The sequence below is a fragment of the Serratia sp. KH_031 genome, assembly GCF_057839655.1.
On record NZ_CM174496.1, the window covers coordinates 2909066 to 2933819 of the forward strand.

25 protein-coding genes are annotated in these 24754 nt (G+C 50.1%); 10 read left to right on the top strand and 15 right to left on the bottom strand.

Features of this window, described 5'->3' with window-relative positions:
* Positions 1-107: 107 nt before the first annotated feature.
* From ptsG to yceD, 14 genes are all read right to left on the bottom strand, one after another.
* On the bottom strand, positions 108-1541 hold the full coding sequence (gene ptsG / locus AC3ISQ_RS13090) for a PTS glucose transporter subunit IIBC (protein ID WP_489347101.1): 1434 nt from the start codon (positions 1539-1541) through the stop codon (positions 108-110).
* Between the two features lie 328 nt (positions 1542-1869).
* Positions 1870-2658, bottom strand: a complete 789-nt coding sequence (locus AC3ISQ_RS13095) for a metal-dependent hydrolase (protein WP_489347103.1) — start codon at positions 2656-2658, stop codon at positions 1870-1872.
* Positions 2659-2671: 13 nt separating this feature from the next.
* Positions 2672-3679, bottom strand: a complete 1008-nt coding sequence (gene holB, locus AC3ISQ_RS13100; RefSeq protein ID WP_489347105.1) for a DNA polymerase III subunit delta' — start codon at positions 3677-3679, stop codon at positions 2672-2674.
* The gene (tmk, locus tag AC3ISQ_RS13105) at positions 3679-4317 is read right to left on the bottom strand and encodes a dTMP kinase (protein WP_489347107.1); all 639 of its coding nucleotides are present in this window, start codon (positions 4315-4317) and stop codon (positions 3679-3681) included. The genes holB and tmk overlap by 1 nt, the downstream gene beginning before the upstream one ends.
* On the bottom strand, positions 4307-5332 hold the full coding sequence (gene mltG, locus AC3ISQ_RS13110) for an endolytic transglycosylase MltG (protein ID WP_489347109.1): 1026 nt from the start codon (positions 5330-5332) through the stop codon (positions 4307-4309). The genes tmk and mltG overlap by 11 nt, the downstream gene beginning before the upstream one ends.
* A 13-nt stretch (positions 5333-5345) precedes the next feature.
* Positions 5346-6143, bottom strand: coding sequence for an aminodeoxychorismate lyase (gene pabC / locus AC3ISQ_RS13115; protein WP_489347111.1), 798 nt, complete (start codon positions 6141-6143; stop codon positions 5346-5348).
* Positions 6144-6261: 118 nt separating this feature from the next.
* Positions 6262-7500, bottom strand: a complete 1239-nt coding sequence (fabF, locus tag AC3ISQ_RS13120; protein WP_489347113.1) for a beta-ketoacyl-ACP synthase II — start codon at positions 7498-7500, stop codon at positions 6262-6264.
* Between the two features lie 79 nt (positions 7501-7579).
* Complete coding sequence (acpP, locus tag AC3ISQ_RS13125) at positions 7580-7816, bottom strand: acyl carrier protein (protein ID WP_489347115.1); 237 nt, start codon at positions 7814-7816, stop codon at positions 7580-7582.
* A gap of 154 nt (positions 7817-7970) precedes the next feature.
* On the bottom strand, positions 7971-8705 hold the full coding sequence (fabG, locus tag AC3ISQ_RS13130) for a 3-oxoacyl-ACP reductase FabG (protein WP_489347117.1): 735 nt from the start codon (positions 8703-8705) through the stop codon (positions 7971-7973).
* Positions 8706-8717: 12 nt separating this feature from the next.
* Positions 8718-9647, bottom strand: coding sequence for an ACP S-malonyltransferase (gene fabD, locus AC3ISQ_RS13135; protein ID WP_489347119.1), 930 nt, complete (start codon positions 9645-9647; stop codon positions 8718-8720).
* An 18-nt stretch (positions 9648-9665) separates the two neighbouring features.
* On the bottom strand, positions 9666-10619 hold the full coding sequence (locus AC3ISQ_RS13140) for a beta-ketoacyl-ACP synthase III (protein WP_489347120.1): 954 nt from the start codon (positions 10617-10619) through the stop codon (positions 9666-9668).
* 7 nt (positions 10620-10626) lie between these two features.
* Positions 10627-11661 carry a phosphate acyltransferase PlsX gene (gene plsX / locus AC3ISQ_RS13145; protein ID WP_489347122.1) on the bottom strand — a complete coding sequence of 345 codons (1035 nt, stop codon included), beginning with the start codon at positions 11659-11661 and terminating at the stop codon, positions 10627-10629.
* A gap of 12 nt (positions 11662-11673) precedes the next feature.
* Positions 11674-11841 carry a 50S ribosomal protein L32 gene (rpmF, locus tag AC3ISQ_RS13150; protein ID WP_489347124.1) on the bottom strand — a complete coding sequence of 56 codons (168 nt, stop codon included), beginning with the start codon at positions 11839-11841 and terminating at the stop codon, positions 11674-11676.
* A gap of 16 nt (positions 11842-11857) precedes the next feature.
* A complete protein-coding gene (gene yceD, locus AC3ISQ_RS13155) occupies positions 11858-12379 on the bottom strand; it encodes a 23S rRNA accumulation protein YceD (protein ID WP_489347126.1) in 522 nt (173 codons plus the stop codon).
* A gap of 142 nt (positions 12380-12521) precedes the next feature.
* Here yceD and AC3ISQ_RS13160 point away from each other — a divergent pair, with 142 nt between their 5' ends.
* The gene (locus AC3ISQ_RS13160; RefSeq protein WP_489347128.1) at positions 12522-13103 is read left to right on the top strand and encodes a Maf family protein; all 582 of its coding nucleotides are present in this window, start codon (positions 12522-12524) and stop codon (positions 13101-13103) included.
* Between the two features lie 2 nt (positions 13104-13105).
* On the opposite strand, the gene rluC is transcribed toward AC3ISQ_RS13160, so the two are convergent.
* On the bottom strand, positions 13106-14062 hold the full coding sequence (gene rluC, locus AC3ISQ_RS13165; RefSeq protein ID WP_489347130.1) for a 23S rRNA pseudouridine(955/2504/2580) synthase RluC: 957 nt from the start codon (positions 14060-14062) through the stop codon (positions 13106-13108).
* A 551-nt stretch (positions 14063-14613) separates the two neighbouring features.
* On the opposite strand from rluC, the gene rne reads away from it, so the two are divergent.
* The 9 genes from rne to AC3ISQ_RS13210 all read left to right on the top strand — a co-directional run bounded on the left by rne (position 14614) and on the right by AC3ISQ_RS13210 (position 24722).
* Positions 14614-17808: a ribonuclease E gene (gene rne, locus AC3ISQ_RS13170; protein WP_489347132.1), complete on the top strand. Its 3195-nt coding sequence runs from the start codon at positions 14614-14616 to the stop codon at positions 17806-17808.
* Between the two features lie 162 nt (positions 17809-17970).
* The gene (gene pyrC / locus AC3ISQ_RS13175; RefSeq protein WP_489347134.1) at positions 17971-19020 is read left to right on the top strand and encodes a dihydroorotase; all 1050 of its coding nucleotides are present in this window, start codon (positions 17971-17973) and stop codon (positions 19018-19020) included.
* A 76-nt stretch (positions 19021-19096) separates the two neighbouring features.
* The gene (gene dinI / locus AC3ISQ_RS13180) at positions 19097-19336 is read left to right on the top strand and encodes a DNA damage-inducible protein I (protein WP_489347136.1); all 240 of its coding nucleotides are present in this window, start codon (positions 19097-19099) and stop codon (positions 19334-19336) included.
* 230 nt (positions 19337-19566) lie between these two features.
* Positions 19567-19821 carry a biofilm formation regulator BssS gene (bssS, locus tag AC3ISQ_RS13185; protein WP_489347137.1) on the top strand — a complete coding sequence of 85 codons (255 nt, stop codon included), beginning with the start codon at positions 19567-19569 and terminating at the stop codon, positions 19819-19821.
* A 156-nt stretch (positions 19822-19977) separates the two neighbouring features.
* Positions 19978-21093: an N-methyl-L-tryptophan oxidase gene (gene solA / locus AC3ISQ_RS13190; RefSeq protein ID WP_489353279.1), complete on the top strand. Its 1116-nt coding sequence runs from the start codon at positions 19978-19980 to the stop codon at positions 21091-21093.
* Between the two features lie 224 nt (positions 21094-21317).
* Complete coding sequence (locus tag AC3ISQ_RS13195) at positions 21318-21935, top strand: response regulator transcription factor (protein WP_489347139.1); 618 nt, start codon at positions 21318-21320, stop codon at positions 21933-21935.
* Between the two features lie 321 nt (positions 21936-22256).
* Entirely contained in the window at positions 22257-22811 is a 555-nt protein-coding gene (locus AC3ISQ_RS13200; protein WP_489347141.1) for a cytochrome b, read from the top strand.
* A gap of 24 nt (positions 22812-22835) precedes the next feature.
* Positions 22836-23414, top strand: coding sequence for a YceI family protein (locus AC3ISQ_RS13205; protein WP_489347143.1), 579 nt, complete (start codon positions 22836-22838; stop codon positions 23412-23414).
* Between the two features lie 105 nt (positions 23415-23519).
* Positions 23520-24722 carry an IS256 family transposase gene (locus AC3ISQ_RS13210; protein WP_489347145.1) on the top strand — a complete coding sequence of 401 codons (1203 nt, stop codon included), beginning with the start codon at positions 23520-23522 and terminating at the stop codon, positions 24720-24722.
* Positions 24723-24754 lie beyond the last annotated feature (32 nt).

The window sequence follows — 24754 nt, forward strand, 5'->3', positions numbered from 1 at the left end:
ATTCGTAAACGTGCAGTAGAGTAACGCCTGTTACCTTTCCTGCAAAGCCCGATTATAGCAATAAAAAGGGGAGGCTTTCGCCTCCCCTTTAAGCTCCCCAGCCTGAATTAGTGATTACGGATGTATTCATCCATATCAGTTTTCAGGTTGTCGGACTTGGTACCGAAGATGGCCTGAACGCCAGAGCCAGCAACAACAACGCCAGCAGCACCCAGTTTTTTCAGACCAGCCTGGTCAACTTTAGCCACGTCGGCCACGCTAACGCGCAGACGGGTGATACAAGCATCCAAGTTAGTGATGTTCTCTTTGCCACCGAAAGCCTGCACCAATGCAGCAGACATTTCAGAACCGCCCTGAGTCACTTGCTCGGTAGAAGAATCTTCACGACCCGGCGTTTTCAGATCCAACTTGGCGATCAACACGCGGAAGATGGTGTAGTACACCAGACCGTAGATGATACCGACGATTGGGAACAGCCAGATTTTGCTGCTGTTACCGCTCAGTACGATGAAGTCGATCAAACCGTGTGAGAAGCTGGTGCCATCACGCATACCCAACAGGATACAGATTGGGAACGCCAGACCGGCCAAGATAGCGTGGATCACATACAGGATCGGCGCTACGAACATGAAGGAGAACTCGATCGGCTCGGTGATACCGGTCAGGAACGAGGTCAACGCCGCGGAGATCATGATACCGCCGACTTTCGCGCGGTTCTCAGGTTTAGCTGAGTGCCAGATCGCGATAGCTGCAGCAGGCAGACCGTACATTTTGAACAGGAAGCCACCAGACAACATCCCTGCAGTCGGGTCACCTGCCATGTAACGTGGAATATCACCGTGGAATACTTGACCGGCCGCGTTGGTGTATTCACCAATCTGCATTTGGAACGGTACGTTCCAGATGTGGTGCAGACCGAATGGCACCAAAGCACGCTCAACCACACCGTAGATACCAAACGCCACTACCGGGTTCTGATAAGCAGCCCATTGGGAGAAGGTTTGGATAGCCGTACCAATTGGTGGCCAGATGAAGGACAGAACCACACCCAGAACGATTGCAGCCAGACCAGAAATGATCGGTACGAAACGTTTCCCGGCGAAGAAGCCCAGATATTCCGGCAGTTGAATACGGAAGAAACGGTTAAACATATAGGCAGCAATGGAGCCGGAGATAATCCCCCCGAGTACACCGGTATCCGCCAAGTGTTTAGCCGCGATCTCTTCCGCAGGCAGGTGCAGTACCAAAGGCGCAACTACCGCCATGGTTTTCACCATGATGCCGTAGGCAACAACCGCCGCCAGCGCAGAAACACCATCGTTGTTGGTGAAGCCAAGTGCTACACCGATGGCGAAGATCAATGGCATATTGGCGAATACAGACCCGCCCGCTTCCGCCATCACGTGGGAGACTACCGCAGGTAGCCAGCTAAAGTTGGCGGAACCGACGCCCAGCAGGATACCTGCGATAGGCAATACGGATACCGGCAGCATTAGCGACTTACCTACTTTTTGCAGGTTTGCAAATGCGTTCTTGAACATAGTTGAGTGTGCTCCTGAGTAATAATGCTTTGCTACTTCTTATCGCGATTTTCGCGTTGTAAGGGAGGGGAGAAAACCCCTTACAATTCGGGGTGTCTGAGCACCCCTGGAATTTTTACGCAGAGTAAAATAAATAGCCTAATCAATGTTTGATGACAGTCACGTTTCAATGAAAATGCCCAGCTACTTTGCCTGGATTGTCTGTTTTTTGTAAAAAAAGATGAAAACAAGACCATTAAATGACACCAAACGGGCAAGGAACTTACCCGTTTTGGTAATTAATTACGAGCTAAAAAAGAAATACCGACAATGCCGCTACGGATTAAGCCTAAACCAGCTTTGGCAATTTGATATGAAATAAGCGTGAAAAGTTTTCGGTCGTGGCTGTAGCGAGTTCTTCTAGGCTCACACCCTTCAAGACCGCCATGTATTCGGCGACATCACGGACATAGGCAGGTTGGTTCTCTTTACCACGATGTGGCACCGGAGCCAGATAAGGTGAGTCAGTTTCCACCAGAATACGATCCAGCGGAACGTAGCGAGCGACTTCGCGCAGTTGTTCAGCATTGCGGAAAGTCACGATGCCGGAAAACGAGATATAAAAACCCAGATCCAGCAAAGTTTTAGCCGTTGCCAAATCTTCGGTGAAGCAATGCAACACGCCGCCACAGTCCTGTACGTTTTCTTCTTGCAGGATTTTCAGCGTATCTTCACGCGCATCGCGAGTATGGACAATCACCGGTTTATTCACATCACGGCCAATGCGGATATGTTCGCGGAACGATTCCTGCTGCAGCGCCCAGTTATCTTTCTGATAGAAATAATCCAGCCCAGTTTCACCCAACGCAACCACCTGCTCTGCCGCTGCTAATTGGCGCAGTTCAGCATAGTCGTAACCGTCTTCCAGATTCAATGGATGCACACCGCAAGAAAATGCGACGTCATCACGGGAACCAATCAGATCGGTCATCGCGCGATAACCCGGCAAGGTCGTCGCGACAGCCAGCACATAGCCGACATCGCGTGCCTTGGCTTTTGCCAGCGCATCGTCCACGTTTTGGTGCAAATCTTGGTAATCCAAACCATCAAGATGGCAATGGGAGTCTACTAACAACATGATAATTAACTCTTTACAGCGAATGAGTATGAGTATAGCCGGTAGAGCCAGACATCTGCTCCCAGCTAAGTAACTGTTCGGTCAGCAGCAGTTCGCGATTGACGCCAACCACGCTGAGTAATTGATGGCGGCAATGAAGCCACTTCTGTACCAGATGTTGCAAAGTCCGCTGACTCAAACAACCGGCTAACTGTTGAACCAACGGTTGTTGATCCTGATTCAATACATAATGGCTCGCGCCTTGTTGCCACTTCATCGCATCGACCAATAACGCACATAACCAGTGTAGACGTTCACTCGCATTGTCATGGTTCAGCACGGGCAATAACGACAACATATCGCGGCTATTTAGCGCTGCACTTAACGCGCTACAGAGTGCGGTACGCTGCTGCCAATGTTCCGGTTGCAGCAATTGCTCGGCGGCCAGCGGTGCGCCATCATGCAAACGCAGAGCGGTCAGATGATCGATAGCATTTGTGGGAATTTGCCGATTCAGCCATTGCAGACTGAGTTGTTCATCCGGGCTGGCGAGATGCCAATAGAAACAGCGACTGCGTAATGTTGCCAACAGACGCGCAGGCTCGCGGCAGCCCAACAGGAAATAGGTGTTCGCTGGAGGCTCTTCCAACGTTTTCAACAACGCGTTAGCCGCCGCCTCAGTCAGTTGTTCAGCCTGCGGCAACCAGACGACTTTCGCCCCGCCTTGTTGTGCATGGGAGTACAGCGTTTCGGTCAGTTGGCGGATCGGCTCGATGCCTAAGCTACTTTTGCCCTTTTCCGCACTGAGCACATGGTAATCCGGGTGATTCCCTGCCAACATCAGGCGACAGCTATGGCACTCACCACAGCTCTTTTCACCGTTACGACGTTGGCAAATTAACCAGCGACTGATGCCGTAAGCCAGTGCGTCATCCCCATTGCCCGGCGCAGCATGCAGCAATAGAGCGTGATGCCCTCGCCCACTGGCGTATTGCCCGACCAATTGACGATAAGCCGCATTCAGCCACGGGTACCAATTCATTACGCGTTTTCCTGTTGCTGTAGCCATTGTGACAGACGGCTGTGGATAGCCATCGTCACTTGTTCTAGCGATTGAGCCGCATCAATGGTAACGATGCTATCGTCTTGCGCCGCTAATTCTAGATAGCGCGCACGGGTACGTTCGAAAAACGGTAAAGCTTCCTGTTCGATACGATCCAATTCACCTCGCGCTCGGGCACGTTGCAATCCAACTAGCGGTGGGAGATCGAGGTAAATCGTCATGTCTGGGCGAAAATCGCCAAGCACGGTATCACGCAGAGAAGTCATTAACTGTTTATCAACCCCGCGTCCGCCGCCTTGATAAGCCTGAGAGGACAAATCGTGACGATCGCCCACCACCCAAGCGCCACGAGCCAAGGCCGGTTTAATCACCGTTTCCACCAGTTGTACACGAGCGGCGTACAGCATCAGCACTTCGGCTTTAATGGTCGGTAGCTCTCCGTCAGTGCCGCGCTTGAACAAATCACGCAGTTTCTCGGCCAACGGTGTGCCGCCCGGTTCACGGGTAAACACGATGTCATTGATGCCGTGCTCGCGTAGCACGTTCACAATCGTTTCACGCGCAGTGGTTTTACCCGCGCCTTCCAGCCCTTCAATGACGACAAATTTACTTTTCATTCTTTTCCTTTAACACCTGACGATAAACACGTACCGCCTGATTATGGCTTGCCAGGTTGGTGGTGAAGGTGTGGCCACCTTTACCGTCAGCAACAAAATAGAGATAGGGCGTTTTGGCCGGATGCGCCGCCGCTTCTAATGATGCTTGGCTTGGCATGGCGATCGGCGTAGGTGGCAACCCACTGATCACATAAGTGTTGTATGGCGTTGCCGTTTCCAGATCTTTGCGCGTGATGTTGCCATTATAGCTGTCGCCCATGCCATAAATCACTGTCGGGTCGGTTTGTAGACGCATACCTAAACGCAGACGATTAACGAATACCGAAGCGACTTTAGTGCGTTCAGCCGGCACGGCTGTTTCTTTTTCGATAATCGACGCCATGGTGATCAACTCTTCTGGCGTGTTATACGGCAACGAGGGTTCGCGCCCTTGCCAAGCATCTTCGACCGCTTTGATCATGCGTAAATGGGCACGCTTCAACAGCGCCAGATCGGTCATGCCTGCAGTGTATGAATAAGTATCGGGGTAAAGATGCCCTTCTGGATTACTGTCGTCTTTCATGCCCAATGCGGTAGCAATTTCGGCGTCAGTTTTACCCGCTAACGTATGTTTGAGATACTTGGACTGTTGCAACACCTGCAACCAATCGCGAAAACGTGAACCCTCAATAAAGCGCGCGCTGAATTGGGCTTCTTTCCCGCTGGCTAGCAGTTGCAGCATTTGGCGTACCGTCATTCCCGGCGTAAAGCGGTAAGTACCGGCTTTAAACTTCGCTAACTCCGGTTCCAAACGCAGCAACCAAGAGAACCACTTGCCATTGCGGATCAGTTTGTCGCGTACCAGCAGATCCTCTAACGCAACGCGTCCGGTGCCGGCTGGCAGCTTGAATATCGCTTCTTGCTGGATTGCCAACGCGGTGTCAGCAAAACGTTCAACTTTCTGATATCCCCAGAACAGCGATGCTAGTAGCAAAGCCAGCAACAACACGACAATTTTGAGTTTTTTCTTCTTCATCAATCAACCATGGTCAACAATGTGGGCGCAAAAATTCGTATAACTGGCGCGAGTGATAACGCCATGATTGTGCAGCATTTACTGGCAGCAATGGCATCAACGCATTACTCACCAGCAGTTCATCGGCATCGGCCAGCGTCGTTAGCGGCTCACTCACTTCATGCAATGTATATTCGCTGTCTGACAACAGTTCGATCACCCTGCGTCGCATCAATCCCGCAACGCCAGCCTGACTCAGATCCGGCGTAAACACCGTATTTCCCTTGCGCCAGAACAAGTTGGCCGCACAGCATTCCACCAGGTAACCTTCAGTGTCAAGCACCAGAGCCTCATCGGCCTCGGTCTGGTCAAGATGCGTGCGAATCAATACCTGTTCTAACCGATTTAAGTGTTTTAACCCTGCCAATAGCGGATTGCGTGACAGTGCTACAGGGCTCAGCGCCAGACTGATACCCTGCTCACGCCATGACAGATAATGTTGCGGATAGGTACTACGCGCAACAATGCGCGTTGGGTATTCACAACCGGCTGGGCTATAGCCACGCCCACCACTGCCACGGGTCAGCATCGCTTTGACCACACCGAGCGAAATTGATTCTGCGGCATGAATCATCTCTCGTTCCAGAGCCAGCCAATCTACCGGCGGCAACATCAAGCGCAGTGCAGCCTGCTGCATACGTTCAATATGCCAAGCCAACAGATCAATCTTACCGTCGACTATTCTGGCGGTGGTAAAACACCCGTCGCCAAATTGCAGGCCGCGATCGCTAACCGCAATGGCATCATGCTGTTGTCCGTTGATCCAGTACATGAGCCTCCTCCTAAAAAATCGTCGCTAGAATACAGCATAACAGGCGTGGGGATCTGATAAGCAAAAAAAAAGCCCGGTTAAAAAAACCAGGCTTTTTATTAAGCTATGCGAGAAACAGCTATACGCGACGGAAAATCAGCGAGCCGTTGGTGCCACCAAAGCCAAAGGAATTACACAAGGTGTATTCCATGTCTTTAGTTTGGCGCGCGGTGCCAGGAACGAAGTCCAAATCACAACCTTCATCTGGATTATCCAAGTTGATGGTGGGCGGAACGACCTGATCGCGTAATGCCAATACGGTGAAGATCGACTCAATCGCACCAGCAGCACCCAACAGGTGGCCAGTCATCGATTTGGTAGAGCTGACCATCACGCGGCTGCCTTCACCAAAGATGGACTTCACTGCTTGAGTTTCCGCTTTATCACCGGCTGGCGTTGAGGTGCCGTGTGCGTTGATGTATGCGATTTTCGCTGCATCCAAGCCAGCATCACGCAACGCGTTTTCCATTGCCAGCGCTGCGCCCTCACCATTTTCTGGTGGTGACGTCATATGGTAAGCATCGCTGCTCATACCAAAACCGACAATTTCTGCGTAAATTTTTGCGCCACGTTTCTTAGCGTGTTCGTACTCTTCCAGCACCATCATGCCAGCGCCATCGCCCAGCACGAAACCGTCACGATCTTTATCCCATGGGCGGCTAGCCGCTTGTGGAGCATCGTTACGGGTTGACAGTGCACGAGCGGCACCAAAGCCACCCACACCTAGCGGAGTACTGGCTTTTTCTGCCCCACCCGCCAACATAACGTCAGCATCATTGTAGGCAATGATACGAGCGGCATGGCCGATATTGTGCACACCAGAGGTACAAGCGGTGGCGATCGAAATGCTCGGACCACGCATGCCGTACATGATGGTCAGATGGCCTGCAATCATGTTGACGATAGTCGATGGTACGAAGAACGGGCTGATTTTACGTGGGCCACCGTTCACTAATGAACTGTGGTTTTCTTCGATCAAACCCAAACCACCGATGCCGGAGCCAATAGCGGCACCAATGCGGCTAGCGTTGGCTTCGGTGATATCCAGCCCCGCATCTTGCATGGCTTGCATGCCAGCTGCGATACCGTATTGAATGAACATATCCATCTTGCGCGCATCTTTGCGCGAGATGAAATCTTCTACATTAAAGTTCTTTACCAAGCCGGCAAATTTGGTTGCGTAGGCGGTGGTATCGAAATGGTCGATCAGGCTGATGCCACTCTGACCGGCAAGAAGTGCGTTCCATGTGGACTCGACCGTATTGCCGACAGGAGACAACATTCCCAGTCCGGTCACAACTACACGACGCTTAGACACGGTTGTCCTCCAGGGAGGGAAAATTTAACACTAGGGATAAAAAACTTAGGCGGTCGAATGACCGCCTAGAGATGTTCGCTTACGCCTGATTAGCGTTGATAAAATCAATAGCTGCCTGAACAGTAGTGATTTGCTCAGCGTCTTCGTCTGGAATCTCGGTGTCGAATTCTTCTTCCAGAGCCATAACCAGCTCAACAGTGTCAAGAGAATCGGCACCTAGGTCTTCAACGAAAGAGGCTGTGTTAACAACTTCTTCTTGCTTAACACCCAGTTGTTCAACAATGATTTTCTTAACGCGTTCTTCGATAGTGCTCATACTCTTAAATTTCCTATCAAAACTCGCTTTCGCGATGGTTTTCGTAGTGTATAAAATGTTGAAAAAGATGCAACTAAATCCCGGCTGGTCAAACCACGATTTTACGCTATTTTGCGGTTTTTGCCCCAAATAACGCAAATAGTTTTCGCATTTTTTAAATCATGTACATGCCGCCATTGACATGTAACGTTTCGCCAGTGATGTAGCCAGCCTCATCAGAGGCTAAAAAAGCAACAGCGCTGGCGATTTCTTTTGCATCACCCAGCCGATTGGCTGGAACTGACGACAAAATGCCTGCACGTTGTTCATCTGTCAACGCCCGAGTCATGTCTGTTTCAATAAAACCTGGTGCCACGACGTTGACTGTAATGCCACGCGAAGCCACTTCACGTGCCAAAGACTTGCTAAAACCAATCAGACCAGCTTTAGCCGCCGCGTAATTCGCCTGCCCTGCGTTACCCATAGTGCCAACGACAGAACCGATGGTGATGATACGACCAAAACGCTTTTTCATCATAGCGCGCATTACCGCTTTTGACAGGCGGAATACCGAAGTCAGATTAGTATCCAGGATATCCTGCCACTCATCATCTTTCATGCGCATCAGAAGATTATCACGTGTAATACCAGCATTATTAACTAAAATATCGATTTCGCCAAATTCGGCACGGATAGATGCTAAAACACTGTCGATAGATTCAGAATCGATCACGTTCAACATGAATCCTTTACCGCTGGTGCCCAAATAGGCGCTGATAGCTTCAGCCCCTTTTTCACTGGTCGCGGTACCGACAACTTTAGCACCACGTGCAACAAACGACTCAGCGATTGCACGGCCAATGCCACGGCTCGCACCAGTGACCAGAACGATTTTTCCTTCGAAGCTCATTGTTTTCCTCTTTTATTGTTCAAGCGCCGCTGACAGGCTGGCTGGTTCATTCACTGCCGCCGCAGTCAGGGTATCGACAATACGTTTGGTCAGGCCAGTCAATACTTTACCCGGCCCCACTTCCAGCAGAGAAGTCACGCCCTCTGCTGCCATGAATTCTACGCTTTCTGTCCAGCGCACTGGGCTGTACAGCTGACGAACCAATGCGCTACGGATTGCTTCAGGATCGGTTTCCGTGCGTACATCAACGTTATTCACTACTGGCACACTTGGTGCTTTGAAAGTCACGTCTTTCAATGCCGCAGCCAGTTTTTCCGCCGCTGGTTTCATTAAAGCACAGTGTGACGGCACGCTGACTGGCAACGGCAATGCACGCTTGGCACCGGCCGCTTTACAAGCTGCCCCCGCACGTTCGACCGCTTCTTTGTTACCCGCGATCACAACCTGCCCCGGAGAGTTAAAGTTAACCGGAGAAACGACTTGCCCTTGCGCTGATTCTTCACAAGCTTTGGCGATCGCGTCATTATCCAAACCGATGATCGCGTACATTGCACCAGTGCCTTCTGGCACCGCTTCTTGCATCGCTTTACCGCGCAATTCAACCAAGCTGATTGCAGTTGCAAAATCCAGCACACCCGCACAGACCAGCGCTGAATACTCACCAAGGCTGTGACCGGCCATCATCGCTGGCGTTTTACCACCTTGTTGCTGCCATACGCGGAAAATCGCGACGGAGGCAGCTAACAGGGCTGGCTGAGTTTGCCACGTTTTATTCAGTTCTTCCGCTGGACCTTGTTGTACCAGAGCCCACAGATCGTAACCCAGAGCAGCAGATGCCTCGGAAAATGTGTCTTCAACAATTGGATGTTCTGCGGCCAAATCAGCCAACATACCCACAGCCTGAGAACCTTGACCTGGGAAAACAAAAGCAAATTTTGACATTTTAAATTTCCTGTCGAATCAGAATCGAACTAGCGCCGAGCCCCAAGTAAAGCCGCCGCCAAAGGCTTCAAGCAGCACAAGCTGACCACGCTGGATACGCCCATCGCGCACCGCTTCATCGAACGCTGCCGGTACGGAGGCGGCAGAAGTGTTGCCGTGACGATCAAGCGTCACAACCACTTTATCCATCCCCATGCCCAATTTTTTGGCCGTCGCGCTGATAATGCGTAAGTTAGCCTGATGCGGTACCAACCAATCCAGTTCGCTACGCTCCAGACCACTGGCCGCCAATGTTTCATCAACAATATGTGCCAGTTCGGTCACCGCAACTTTAAACACTTCGTTACCCGCCATAGTGACATAGGCCGGTTTATCTTTATCTTGGCGATCCGGATTTGCCAGCGCCAATAGATTGCCGTAGCGACCATCGGCGTGCAAATGAGTAGACAGAATACCCGGCTCTTCAGAAGCCCCCAACAGCACCGCACCCGCACCGTCACCAAACAGAATAATAGTGCCGCGATCTTCAGGATCCAGCGTGCGAGACAGGACATCAGCCCCGATCACCAGCGCGTGTTTTACCGCGCCGTTTTTAATGTATTGATCCGCTACGCTCAGCGCATAGGTAAACCCCGCGCAGGCGGCAGCCAGATCAAATGCCGCACAGTCTTTCACGCCCAGCATTTGTTGGATCTGACAAGCAGAACTAGGAAAAGCATGGCTGGAGGTGGTGGTTGCTACCACGATCAAACCGATATCTTCTTTAGCCACACCCGCCATTTCCAGCGCCTTTTCAGCCGCTTGGAAGCCCATCGTTGCTACAGACTCATCGGCAGCAGCGATACGGCGTTCACGGATACCTGTACGCGTGACGATCCACTCGTCAGAGGTATCCACCATTTTTTCTAGGTCAGCATTGGTGCGCACTTGTACGGGCAGGTAGCTCCCCGTACCGAGAATCTTTGTATACATGGACGATTCAGTCACTCTTAGGTAATACAGCCTTAAGGCGCGCAGCAATCCTTTCCGGAACTTGCCGCTGCACCGCCTGCACAGCCTGTTCGATAGCTGCAACGAACGCTCGCTGGTTCGCCGCGCCATGGCTCTTGATTACGGTGCCCCGCAATCCTAACAGACATGCGCCATTGTACTGGTCGGGGTTCAGATGACCAAAGCGCTTTGCCACCCGTTTTTGTAACCAACGACCTAACAGTCTTAACCACCACGCTTGTTTGCCACCGTCATTCGATGATTTCAGCAATGACAAGAATACCCTTATCACGCCTTCCATAGTTTTCAGTGTCACGTTGCCTACAAAGCCGTCACACACCATGACATCGGTTTTACCGGTGAGCAAATCGTTTCCTTCCAGATAACCAATATAGTTGATTGCTGGCGTATTTCTTAATGTCGCGGCGGCCTCGCGGATATTATCCAGCCCTTTAGTCTCTTCTTCGCCAATATTCAGTAGCGCGACACGGGGTTGCATGATACCAAGCACCTCTTCAGCCATCACCGCGCCCATCACCGCAAACTGAACCAGCATGGTGCTGTCGCATTCGACATTTGCACCCAAATCCAAAACTACGGTTTTACTGCGTAACTGGTTTGGGATCACCGTCATCAACGCCGGACGTTCGATATCGTCCAGCGGTTTGAGCAGCATTTTCGCCAACCCCATCAGCGCCCCAGTGTTACCCGCACTCACACAAGCCTGGGCATCGCCCTGTTTTATCAACTCCAATGCGATACGCATAGAAGTTCCACGACTTGCGCGGATGGCTTGTGACGGTTTAGCATCGCTGGCTATTACACTTCCAGCTGGCACAACTTGCAGGCGCTCCAGAATAACAGGAGAGGCGTGAGCAAGTAGAGGGGTGATGGTGTCGGGATCGCCGACTAGCAGAAGATGGAGCTGTAAATTAGAGGCCAGTGCCTGCAATGAAGCAGGCACTGTGACGCAGGGACCGAAGTCCCCACCCATTGCATCTAACGCTAGGGTTAGACGAGCCAAGGATATCGCTACTTAGCCGATAACCTTGCGACCGCGGTAGAAACCGTCGGCAGTGATGTGGTGACGACGGTGAGTTTCACCAGAAGTCGCATCGACAGACATGAGAGGTGCAGTCAGCGCATCGTGTGAACGACGCATGCCACGCTTGGAACGGGTTGGTTTATTCTGTTGTACGGCCATGGACCTTACTCCTTAATTACTTACGCTTTAAACTGGCTAATACGGCAAATGGGTTTGGTTTCTCCGCCTCTTCAGGCAGTTTGCCAAAAACCATGTCCGCTTCGGACACTTCACAGTGTTCAGATTCATGTACCGGAACGACAGGCAGTGAAAGAATAATTTCGTCTTCAACCATTGCCAACAGATCGACTTCACCAAAATCACTGACTTCGATCGGTTCGTACGCTTCCGGTAATGCCTCAGCCTGCTCATCGTTGACGACCGGGCTAAAACAATACGTCGTGTGGACGTGGTGCTCAAACGGCTTACTGCAGCGTTGACACATCAAAGTGACCGTGACATCCGCATGACCTGTAATCACCGCCAGGCGTTGGTTATCGATATTAAACGATAACGATACCTGCACATCGCTATCCACACTAACCACAGATTCGGCAACACGAGTTACCTGCTCAGGCGAATAGACACCAGCGTAGTCTAGACGTTTTTGAGCGGTACGTACCGCATCGATGGTCAGGGGTAATTTTACCTTTTGCATAGGGCGCGCATATTAACTTTGTAACGACATAGAGTCAAAGAAAAAGGCCGTAAAAACGCAGCCTTTCACCAATATTCGCTTCCACAGCGGCGGATAGTTTAAAATGACTGCCTTATTTACGCTACGGTTTGCGAAAAAAATTATGCAGAGAATACTTTTAGCCTCCACTTCCCCATATCGCAAAATGCTGCTGGAAAAGCTGCATCTCCCTTTTATTACCGCAGCGCCAGAAGTCGATGAGACACCGCTGGAGGGTGAAAGTGCCGAGGTATTGGTACTCCGTTTGGCGGCAGCCAAAGCCCAGATACTGGCAACGGCTTATCCTGACCATTTGATTATCGGCTCCGATCAGGTCTGCGTGATCGACGGAAAAATCACTGGTAAGCCGCATAGCGAAGCGAATGCTTGCGCGCAATTAAAACGTGCCAGCGGAAAAACGGTCACCTTTTATACTGGGCTAGCGCTGTACAACAGTCGCAGTCAACATTTACAAGCCCTGTGTGAACCCTTCCATGTCCATTTTCGCCCGTTAAGCGAGCCAGAAATCGCTGCCTATGTTCATCTTGAACAACCGCTCAACTGCGCAGGCAGTTTTAAATGCGAAGGCTTGGGGATTGCATTATTTGAACGTTTGGAAGGCCGCGATCCCAATGCTTTGATTGGTCTGCCGCTGATTGCGTTATTAGAAATGTTGCGAGCTGAAGGTATCAGCCCGCTGGTGTGACGTTATTTCGCTGCTTGTCGTAATACTTTCAGGCAATGACGTAGTTCATCGTCCATCGGTGCTTCGATACGCAGGGTTTCGCCAGTGCCCGGATGTTCAAAACGCAAAGCCGCAGCATGTAAGAACAGGCGTTTCAAACCTGTTGAAGCCAATTGGCGGTCGAACTCACGGTCGCCATAACGATCATCAAAAGCGATCGGGTGCCCAGCATGCAAGGTATGCACGCGGATCTGGTGCGTACGGCCGGTAATCGGGCTGGCTTTCACCAAGGTAGCGAATTCAAAACGTTCCTCTACCTTGAAACGCGTTTCCGACGGTTTACCTTCGCTATTGACGCGAACAATACGCTCGCCACTTTGCAGAATATTTTTCAGCAGCGGGGCTTGAACGGCCTTGCAGTGCGATTGCCAATGCCCACGTACTAGCGCCAGATAATCTTTCTGCATCCCCTTTAAACGTAGTTGCTCATGCAGTGAACGCAGCGCCGAGCGCTTCTTCGCCACCATCAACACGCCAGAAGTGTCACGATCCAAGCGGTGCACCAGCTCCAAGAAACGAGCTTCCGGGCGCAACGCGCGCAGCCCTTCGATCACACCAAAACTCAATCCGCTACCACCATGCACGGCGGTGCCCGACGGTTTATTCAGCAGCAACAGATGGTCATCTTCATACAAGATGCAATTAGCCAACGCGGCAACTTTATCTAACTTGGCAGAAACCTGCGGCTCTTCCCGCTCAGCGACACGTACCGGCGGTACACGCACTACATCTCCTGCCACTAATTTATATTCTGCTTTGATACGGCCTTTATTAACTCGCACCTCGCCTTTACGCACGATGCGATAAATCATGCTCTTCGGTACCCCTTTTAAGCGGGCAAGCAAAAAGTTATCGATCCGTTGACCCGCTTCGTCATCGGATATGGTGATTAATTGTACTGCGGGATTGTTCGTTTTCATGGGCGGGATTCTAAATAGCGCGCTCAAATAGCGCCACATCTTTTTCTGTGCTTAACTGATCCTTTGGCTATAAGGGAAATTTTAGCGTGCAATAAGGCAGCAAGCCGAGTTGAACGTTTGCGATTTCGCTTACAGTTAAGGAAAAGTCACCTTGCTATAACGGTATCAGCAATGGAATAATGTGTGTTGTTTCCGCCTTGATTCTCGTTATAACAAGGGAAATTGCGGAATTATGAAATTTGTTTGGCGCACAAGAACGCAGCAATGGCGTAAGACGTAGTGTGAAATCAAACAATTAGCGGGCTGCGGGTTGCAGCTTGGCCGGTAAATGGAATCAGATCTGTCGACTTAAATCAGAGGCTATTCCCCTAGTAAAAGTGCTGTTTTTCACAAAGAAATACAGGCTTACCGAGATAATGCGCCCCTATGCAGGCGACAACCGTGAGGTTGACACTTTGCGAGAAGACACGGGGCTTTCGGTTTTAACCCGGCCATGAGGTTATTTTGCCCGCAGCTTTGTCGATAATGTAAAAAATAACGAGTAAGTTAAGATGAAAAGAATGTTGATTAACGCAACTCAGCAGGAAGAGTTGCGTGTTGCCCTTGTAGATGGACAGCGGCTGTATGATTTGGATATTGAAAGTCCGGGTCATGAACAGAAAAAAGCGAATATTTACAAAGGCAAAATCACCCGTATTGAACCAAGTCTTGAAGCAGCGTTTGTTGATTACGGCGCAGAACGGCATGGTTTCCTCCCATTAAAAGAAATTGCCCGCGAATACTTCCCAAGTAACTATTCCTCCCACGGTCGCCCAAACATCAAAGATGTTCTGCGTGAAGGCCAGGAAGTGATTGTTCAAGTTGATAAAGAAGAACGCGGTAATAAAGGCGCAGCCTTGACCACCTTCATCAGCCTAGCGGGTAGCTACCTGGTGCTGATGCCAAATAACCCACGTGCCGGTGGCATTTCTCGCCGCATTGAGGGTGACGACCGTACCGAATTGAAAGAAGCGCTTTCCTCCCTGCAACTGCCTGACGGCATGGGGCTGATTGTCCGTACTGCCGGGGTTGGTAAATCTGCCGATGCTCTGCAATGGGATTTGTCATTCCGCCTGAAACACTGGGAAGCGATCAAAAAAGCCGCCGAAGGCCGTGCTGCTCCATTCCTGATCCATCAGGAAAGCAACGTTATCGTGCGCGCCTTCCGCGATTATCTGCGCCCTGATATTGGCGAAATCCTGATCGACAACCCGAAAGTTCTCGATCTAGCTAAAGAGCACATCGCCGCGCTGGGTCGCCCTGATTTCAGCAGCAAAATTAAGTTGTACAGCGGTGAGATCCCACTGTTCAGCCACTACCAAATCGAATCGCAGATCGAATCCGCTTTCCAGCGTGAAGTTCGTCTGCCATCTGGTGGTTCTATCGTTATCGATACCACCGAAGCCCTGACCGCTATCGACATCAACTCCGCTCGCGCAACTCGCGGTGGCGATATCGAAGAAACTGCCTTCAACACCAACCTGGAAGCTGCCGATGAAATCGCTCGCCAATTGCGCTTGCGTGACCTCGGTGGTCTGATCGTTATCGACTTCATCGATATGACGCCAGTTCGCCACCAGCGCGAAGTGGAAAACCGTCTGCGTGATGCCGTGCGTCAAGACCGTGCGCGTATCCAGATTGGCCGTATTTCTCGCTTCGGTTTGCTGGAAATGTCTCGTCAGCGTCTCAGCCCTTCACTGGGTGAATCCAGCCACCACGTCTGCCCACGCTGTAGTGGTACCGGCACCGTGCGTGACAACGAATCGCTGGCACTATCTATTCTGCGTTTGATCGAAGAAGAAGCGCTGAAAGAGAACACTAAAGAAGTTCACGCCATCGTCCCTGTTCAGGTTGCCTCTTACCTGTTGAACGAAAAACGTGACTCCGTTAGCGCCATCGAAAAACGCCAAGGTGGTGTAAAAGCGATCATCGTGCCAAACGATCAGATGCAAACACCACATTATTCAGTGCTGCGCGTGCGCAAAGGTGAAGAAACTACCACTCTGAGCTACTTGCTGCCAAAACTGCACGAAGAAGAGATGGATCAGCCTGTGGAAGATGCGCCAATGGAGCGCAAACGCCCAGAACAGCCAGCCTTGGCGACCTTCTCTCTGACCGCTGATGCACCACCACCGGCAGAAGCAACTGCACAAACTAAACCAGCGGCCAGCAAACCAGCCGTTGCGGCAGCAGAGACCGACGCCAAACCAGGCCTCTTGAGCCGTTTCTTTGGTGGTCTGAAAGCCCTGTTTGCCGGTGAAGAAAAACCAGCGGAAGAGAGCAAACCGACTGAAACGAATCAAACCGAAGGCAGCGACAACCGTCGCCCTGACCGTCGTGGTCAGCGCCGTCAGGGTTCTAACCGTAAAGATCGCGGTGATCGTAACGAACGTGGCGAACGTAAAGATCGTTCCGAGAGCCGTGATAATCGCGACAACCGCGAAGGTCGTGAAAGCCGCGACAACCGTGATGAACAACGTCGTAACCGTCGTAATGCTGTACAAAATGCGCCGGTCACTGATGAAGTTCAGGTAGAAGAAAGCGGCAAAGCACAACGTGAAGATCAGCCGCAACGCCGCGAACAACGTGGTGATCGCCAACGTCGTCGTCAAGATGACAAACGCCAAGCTCCGCAAGACGTCAAAGCGCTGGAAGGTGTTGATAACACCGTTGCCAGTCATGATGATGATCAGGAAGAACGCCATCAGCAACCAGCACAGCGTCGTCAACGTCGCCAGCTGTCGCAAAAAATCCGCGTCCTGTCTGCTGAAGAAGAACTGCAACGCGCAGCGGAAGAACTGCTGGCACCTAAAGCGCCGGTCGTTGAAACTCAACCGGTAGTAGCGGAAGAAATTAAACTGCTGCCAGAAACCGTGGTTGCTGCAGTTGAAGACGATTCTCAAAGCGAAAACCGCAATGGTGAAAACGGCATGCCACGTCGTTCACGCCGTTCACCACGCCATCTGCGCGTCAGTGGCCAACGTCGTCGTCGCTATCGTGATGAGCGCTATCCGACCCAATCACCAATGCCATTGGTAGGTGCTTTTGCTTCACCAGAAATGGCGTCTGGCAAGGCTTGGATAAGTTACCCTGTCACACATGCATATCAAGCTGTTGAAGAACAAGAAGTTTTGACTGAAAACATCGTTAGAGAACCGACTATTCCAGAGATTGCTGTTGCTGCACCAATCGTTGTAGAAGCTGTCATCGCTCAACCGGAAGTGGTTGAAGTGAAGGCGGAAGAAGTCGTACCTGAAGCACCAACTATCGTTGAACCTGTCGCTATCGCACCTGTGGTCATTGATGCGCCAGCCGCAGAGGTTGAGCCAGTTGCAGAAGTCGCGCCAGCGGTAGAACCAGAGCCAGTCGTTGAACCTGCCGTCGTTGTAACCGCACCAGTGGTTGAAGCTGCGCCAGTGATCGAGCCTGTAATGGAAACTGCGGTTGAAGAAGTCACCGTGGAAGCTGCACCAGTTGTCACTACGCAGCCTACTCCGGTCAAAACTGTGCAAGATGTGCTTTACAAGCACGTCGCAACGGCGCCAATGACTAAAGCTCCAGCACCAACTTATGTGCCAGAAGCACCTAAGCACAGTGATTGGCAGCGCCCTACTTTCAACTTTGAAGGTAAAGGCTCCGCTGGTGGTCATGCTGCGGTTAATCAGGCCACTGCGCCAGCAACCAAACCACAGCCAGTTAGCGAATAAGTTAACCTGCTGAATTCGAGCCCGCCTAAATGGCGGGCTTTTTTATGGTTCCACGCAACAAACAGATGCATCGCAATCGTTTTCGGCATATCCTTACGCCCCGGCGTGAATAAGCCCCTTATTCGCTTTCTATTAGAATCCTAACCGCCGGAGCTTTGTAATATGACCGCACAGCCTCAAGCCCTGAAAATCCGCCGCCCTGACGATTGGCATATCCATCTACGTGATGACGACATGCTGAAAACGGTTCTTCCTTATACCAGTCAGGTATTTGGCCGGGCGATTGTGATGCCAAACTTGGCTCCGCCGATTACCACTATTGAAGCCGCCATTGCCTACCGCGAGCGTATCTTGGCCGCTGTACCGCAAGGACACAACTTCACCCCATTGATGACCTGCTACCTCACTGATTCGCTGAACGCTGCCGTTTTAGTGGAGGGTTTTAAACAAGGCGTGTTTACCGCTGCCAAACTGTATCCAGCCAATGCCACCACTAACTCCAATCACGGCGTTAGCAATGTGAAAGGCATTTATCCGCTGCTTGAGCAGATGCAGAAAATCGGTATGCCATTGTTGATTCACGGCGAAGTCACCGATGCAGCGATTGATATTTTTGACCGCGAAGCACGCTTTATCGACCAAGTAATGGAGCCTATCCGCCAACAGTTCCCTGAGCTAAAAATTGTTTTCGAGCACATCACCACTAAAGAAGCGGCTGAATATGTGCAAGCAGGTGATCGTTTCCTGGGTGCGACCATCACTCCACAGCACCTGATGTTCAACCGTAACCACATGCTAGTCGGTGGTATTCGTCCACATCTGTTCTGCCTGCCAATCCTGAAGCGTAATATCCATCAGGAAACCTTGCGCAAAGCCGTCGCCAGTGGTTCGGATCGTTTCTTCCTCGGCACTGACTCAGCACCACATGCCAAGCATCGTAAAGAGTCTAGTTGTGGCTGTGCTGGTGTGTTCAATGCTCCTGCGGCGATGCCTGCTTACGCTACCGTGTTTGAACAACTGGGCGCATTAGAATATCTGGAAGCCTTCTGTTCTCTGAACGGGCCACGCTTCTACGGTTTGCCGGTTAACGAAGATTTTATCGAGCTGCAGCGCGTGCCAGTTAGCCAACCGGAAGAGATTTCCTTAGGTGGCGAATCCATCGTGCCTTTCCTGGCCGGTGAAAGCGTCAATTGGTCGGTAACTGCCTGCTAATAATATTTAATTCGCCCTATTGCCCTTGAAGATAATTACCTGTATAAATAAACAGTAAATTACTTCGGGGGCAATTATGCGTGTTGAAGTCACAATAGATAAAACCAAACCGCTCCCTGCGGGAGCCATTGAAGCTCTGAGTGGCGAGCTAGGCAAACGGGTTAACCGACAGTTTCCAGATGCCGTGGTTCAGGTACGTTATGCCGGTGCTAACGGGCTTTCGGTACTTGGCGGCGGTAAAACAGATAAAGATCTGATCGCTGAAATACTCCAAGAAACTTGGGAAAGTGCAGACGATTGGTTCAGCGCAGAATAATACTGCAACGTGATGTTTTTGCCGGGGGTCGCTCTCCGGCTTTTTTGCTTTTCACCCCATCCCCATTTTTGCTGGATAATTGCTCAAAAAAATATTTATTTCACAAATCTCCTTGGAAAATCCTCCAGTATTCGAACCGGATGCGTATACTGAAAGAGCTCAGCATGATGGTGAGCCGCATTGATCCTCGTTAGTCACTCCAGTTAGTTACTACTCAATAAGGGGTCTTTATGGACAGAAATGATGAAGTAATTCAGACACACCCGCTTGTTGGTTGGGATATCAGTACTGTCGACGTTTATGACGCCATGATGATACGCCTTCATTACCTGTCTTCACTAGACCAAACACCCGAAGAAGCCCAAGTAGATAGAACGCTTTGGCTAACTACCGATGTCGCCCGTCAATTAATCAATATTTTAGAGGCCGGCATAGCCAAAATAGAAGCAACGGAATACCAGGATCTTGATCGTAAAAAACACTAATTCAGCCATTAACCACCACTAGGCGCTGCGATTCATTCACCCCAGCGCCTTTTTCTTTGTTACTTTCCCTATCAAGAATTCAAGACCAACAGATGCATTACGGCGACCAACCTTTTATCATGACGGGTGAATAGTTGAGGAACTGAGGGAATGTCCGTGGAATATGATTTGATCGTGGTAGGCAGTGGTTCAGTAGGAGCGGCAGCAGGTTACTACGCCAGACAGGCTGGGCTGGAAGTGTTAATGATCGACAGTTCAATGCCACCACATAAAAATGGCAGCCACCACGGCGACACCCGTATCATCCGCCATGCCTATGGCGAAGGTGAAAAATATGTGCCGCTGCTGTTGCGCGCTCAGGCACTGTGGAATGGTTTAGAACAAACCTGCGGCGAAAAGTTATTCCACCCTTGTGGTGTGCTCAATCTAGGACCACAGAGCTCCGAATTTATTGCCAACGCCCTGCGCAGTGCTAAAGCCTTCCGTTTAAATACACAACTGCTCAACGCCGAACAAATCAATCAACGCTGGCCGGAATTTACCGCCCCGGAAGGTTATATCGGTGTTTTCGAACCCGATGCCGGTTTTTTACGCTCTGAGTTAGTAATTAAGCACTATATCCGCTTGGCACGGGAAGCCGGTTGCGCCCAATTGTTTAACTGCCCTGTGAGCGAAATTAAAAAGACCGATAATGGTATCACTGTCGTCACTAGCGATGGCGATTATCACGGGCGTAAAATCGTGGTTTCCGCCGGTACTTGGGTCAAAAAACTATTACCACAATTACCTGTCACACCGGTTCGCAAAGTCTTCTCTTGGTATCAAGCCGATGGTCGTTATAGCGAGAAGAACAAATTCCCGGCATTTACGGTAGAAACTCAGGATGGTGACCAATATTACGGTTTCCCGTCAGAAAACGATGGACTCAAACTAGGTAAGCACAATGGCGGTCAGCCAATAGAAGGTTCAGAGCAGCTCAAATCTTACGGTAACAACATCAATGACGGCAGTGAAGCATTTGGCTTTTTGCGTCAATACCTGCCCGGGCTCGGTGTCTGTTTACACGGTGAGGTTTGTAGCTACGACATGAGCCCGGATGAAGACTTTATTATCGACATATTGCCTGATTGTGATCGCATGATGGTGATCACCGGTTTGAGTGGGCACGGCTTCAAATTCGCCAGCGTACTGGGAGAGATTGCAGCGCTGTTCGCACAGGGTAAACAGCCACAACAAGATATTACGCCCTTCTCGCTTCAACGTTTTAAGTAATCACGTCACGTTACAGATTAATTGGGCTTTATTAATAATAAAGCCCTAGTTCCTCGCAAACCATGGTTCGAATTCAGCTAACTGACTTAATACCCTACAGAAAATATTGCCACGGAAATTACTGTGGTACCCGTCTGGATTTCCGAATTGATCGTACAAGGTGTAAGGCTTATTTTACGATTACTATGCCTTGATCCGTTTGCGTTACCAACAAGGACGTCACCATGAAACTACTTGCTGTGGACGAATGCTGCTTCACCCGTTTAGGGATCGCCAACTACTTCACTGACAATGCGCTCGCTACAGTAAAATGCTGTCGTAACATTGAATCAGCCATTCCACTGCTGGAAAGTTTCCAACCTAGCCATATCTTGATGAACCTGACGAATTACTGTCGCTATGACAAAGATGATGCGTCATTACTGACATTTATGAGCTCTTGCCAGTTAACCACTTTGTTCATCTACCTTGACACGCCGTATCCATACAGTGACAGTCCGATGCGCATTACTGAGAACACTTTCCTGTTCAGCAAAGCCATCCTGCCAAAAGCGCTACAAACTCTGCATGAAGAACCACTGATGCAGTTGGATAACCATATAGAACACTCGCTATTCAGCCCACAAGAGTTAACGGTGATGAAGTATTGGATGTCGGAAATGCCAAACTACCGCATCGCCAAAAAATTGCAGATCAGCTCACATACCGTTTACGTACACAAGCGGCATATCACTGAAAAGATTAATGCCCGCAACCGATTAGAGTTTTACTCGCTGTACAATGTGCTGCGCTATTTCTATCCGCCAACCACTCCACCACTCCTCATGCCACTCCAGCACTGATTACCGTCTACAAACAGTGTTACCACCAGAAATAATCATTCGTCTTGTCATTCGCTCTAATTTTAACAATTCCCTTTCTGTTGACAAAAAATGACAAATCCTGACAATAAAAAACAAAATAACTTTAATTTCAACAAGTAAAAATCTAAAGCTTTTCTGAAATCACTCAAGATGACGACGATTTAATTGACTGACTTTGTCGATTAAGCACAAATTAACTGATTAATATTACATAAAATTAACGCACTTTAATTTAATGTTGATTTTATATTTCTTAATGTTAAATATGCAGTGAGTCAATGAGTCACTTAAGGATCTAAGATGCTCTGGAAAAATACCGCGGACCGTTTCGGCCACGTCTCAGTTTTGCTTCACTGGCTGGTCGCACTGGCGGTTTACGGCATGTTTGCTCTCGGTTTATGGATGGTAACCTTGGGTTATTACGATTCTTGGTACCATCAAGCACCGGAAATTCATAAAAGTATCGGCATCTTGCTGTTTGCCGTGATGGTTGTACGGGTGATTTGGCGTTTTATCTCGCCACCACCGAAACCGTTAGCCAGTTACAGCCGCCTCACTCGTATTAGTGCGGTACTCGCCCACTTAGCGCTATACGTCATTTTGTTCGCCATCATGATCAGCGGTTATTTGATCTCGACCGCCGATAGTCAGCCTATTAGTGTATTTGGTTGGTTTAATGTACCCGCTAGCGTGACCGGTCTGCCCGATCAGGCTGACAACGCAGGAACAATCCACCTTTATCTGGCCTGGACTGTGGTAGTACTTTCCGTATTGCATGGTTTGGCTGCACTTAAACATCACTTTATTGATCGTGATGTCACTTTGAAACGGATGCTGGGTCGCAGCGCCGATTAACCTCTTGGAATTATGGAGATAGTTATGTTGAAAAAGACCGTATTAGGCCTGACCGTAGGTGCTCTGCTGCTGAGCGCCGGTTCCGCCGTCGCTGCTGATTATACAATCGACAAGGAAGGGCAACACGCCTTCGTTAACTTCCGCATTCAACATTTAGGTTTTAGCTGGGTGTACGGTACGTTCAAAGACTTCGATGGGACTTTCACCTTTGACGAGAAAGATCCAAGCAAAGATAAAGTAAACGTCACCATCAATACCGCCAGTGTCGATACTAACCACGCGGAACGTGACAAACACCTGCGTAGCAAAGATTTCCTGAATGTGGAGAAAAACCAGCAGGCCAAGTTTGTTTCTACCGAAGTGAAAAAAGACGGTGATGGCTATGCCATCGTCGGTAATCTGACGCTGAATGGCGTGACCAAGCCAATCACACTGAAAGCAACGTTGATGGGTGAAGGTAAAGATCCTTGGGGGGGTTACCGTGCTGGCTTCAACGCCACAGGTAACATCAAGCTGAAAGACTTCAACATCACTAAGGATCTCGGCCCAGCCTCACAAGAAGCAGAGCTGATTATCTCCGTGGAAGGCGTACAGAAGAAATAATATTCAGGGCGCTGTGATTGCAGCGCCCATTCTGGCTACTCTTTTTCCGGGAGTGTTAGAAATTCTGTGTCATTCCAGTAAAATACCGACAAAAAGGAATGACACATGTCCCAACCCTTCGATTTCGATAAAGCCCTGAAAGCACTTCAGGATGGTCAGGCACTGACAGGTAAAGATGGCATCTTAACGCCATTAATCAAACAGTTAACCGAAGCTGCTCTGGCCGCTGAACTCGACTCTCATCTGGCTCAAGATATTGCCGTTAACCGTAAAAATGGTTCGTCTAAAAAGACACTAAAAACACCCACTGGTGCCTTTGAACTCGCCACGCCCCGCGATCGTAACGGTACTTTTGAGCCTCAACTCGTGAAGAAGCACCAGACCACGCTTTCCGATGAGATTGAGCGCAAGATCATCCGCATGTTTGCACTGGGCATGAGTTACAAGGATATCAGCCAGGAAATTGAAGACCTGTATGCTTTCAGTGTTTCCAGCGCCACGATCAGCGCCGTCACCGATAAAGTGATTCCTGAGTTGCAACAATGGCAACAACGCCCGCTGGAGACGGTTTATCCCTTCGTCTGGCTGGATGCGATTCACTATAAGATCCGCGAAGACGGGCGTTATCAAAGCAAAGCCGTGTACACTGTTCTTGCGCTGAATCTGGAAGGCAAAAAAGAGATCCTGGGTCTGTATCTGTCTGAAAACGAAGGGGCTAACTTCTGGCTGTCAGTACTGACCGATCTACAAAACCGTGGCCTGAACGACATTCTGATTGCCTGTGTGGATGGTCTGACGGGGTTCCCGGAAGCGATAAACAGTATTTACCCGGATACCGAAGTCCAGCTCTGTGTTATCCATCAGATCCGCAACTCGATTAAATATGTCGCCTCCAAGCACCATAAGGCGTTTATGGCCGATTTGAAGCCCGTTTATCGTGCCGTATCGAAAGAAGCAGCAGAAACGGCGCTGGATGAACTGGAGGCTAAGTGGGGCCAGCAATACCCGATGGTCATCCAGTCATGGCGGAGAAAATGGGAGAATTTGTCACATTACTTCCGGTATCCGGCGACGATCCGTAAAGTCATTTACACCACGAATGCCATTGAATCAGTGCACCGCCAGTTCAGAAAGCTGACGAAAACTAAAGGCGCATTCCCTAACGAAAACAGTCTGTTGAAGCTGCTTTATCTGGGGTTAATGAATGCGCAGGAAAAATGGACAATGCCGATCCAGAGCTGGAATTTGACATTGTCCCAGTTGGCGATTTATTTTGAAGGTCGCCTCGATAAAGTGATTACGTTGTAATGATCTTTTAACGTGACACAGAATTCTGAACG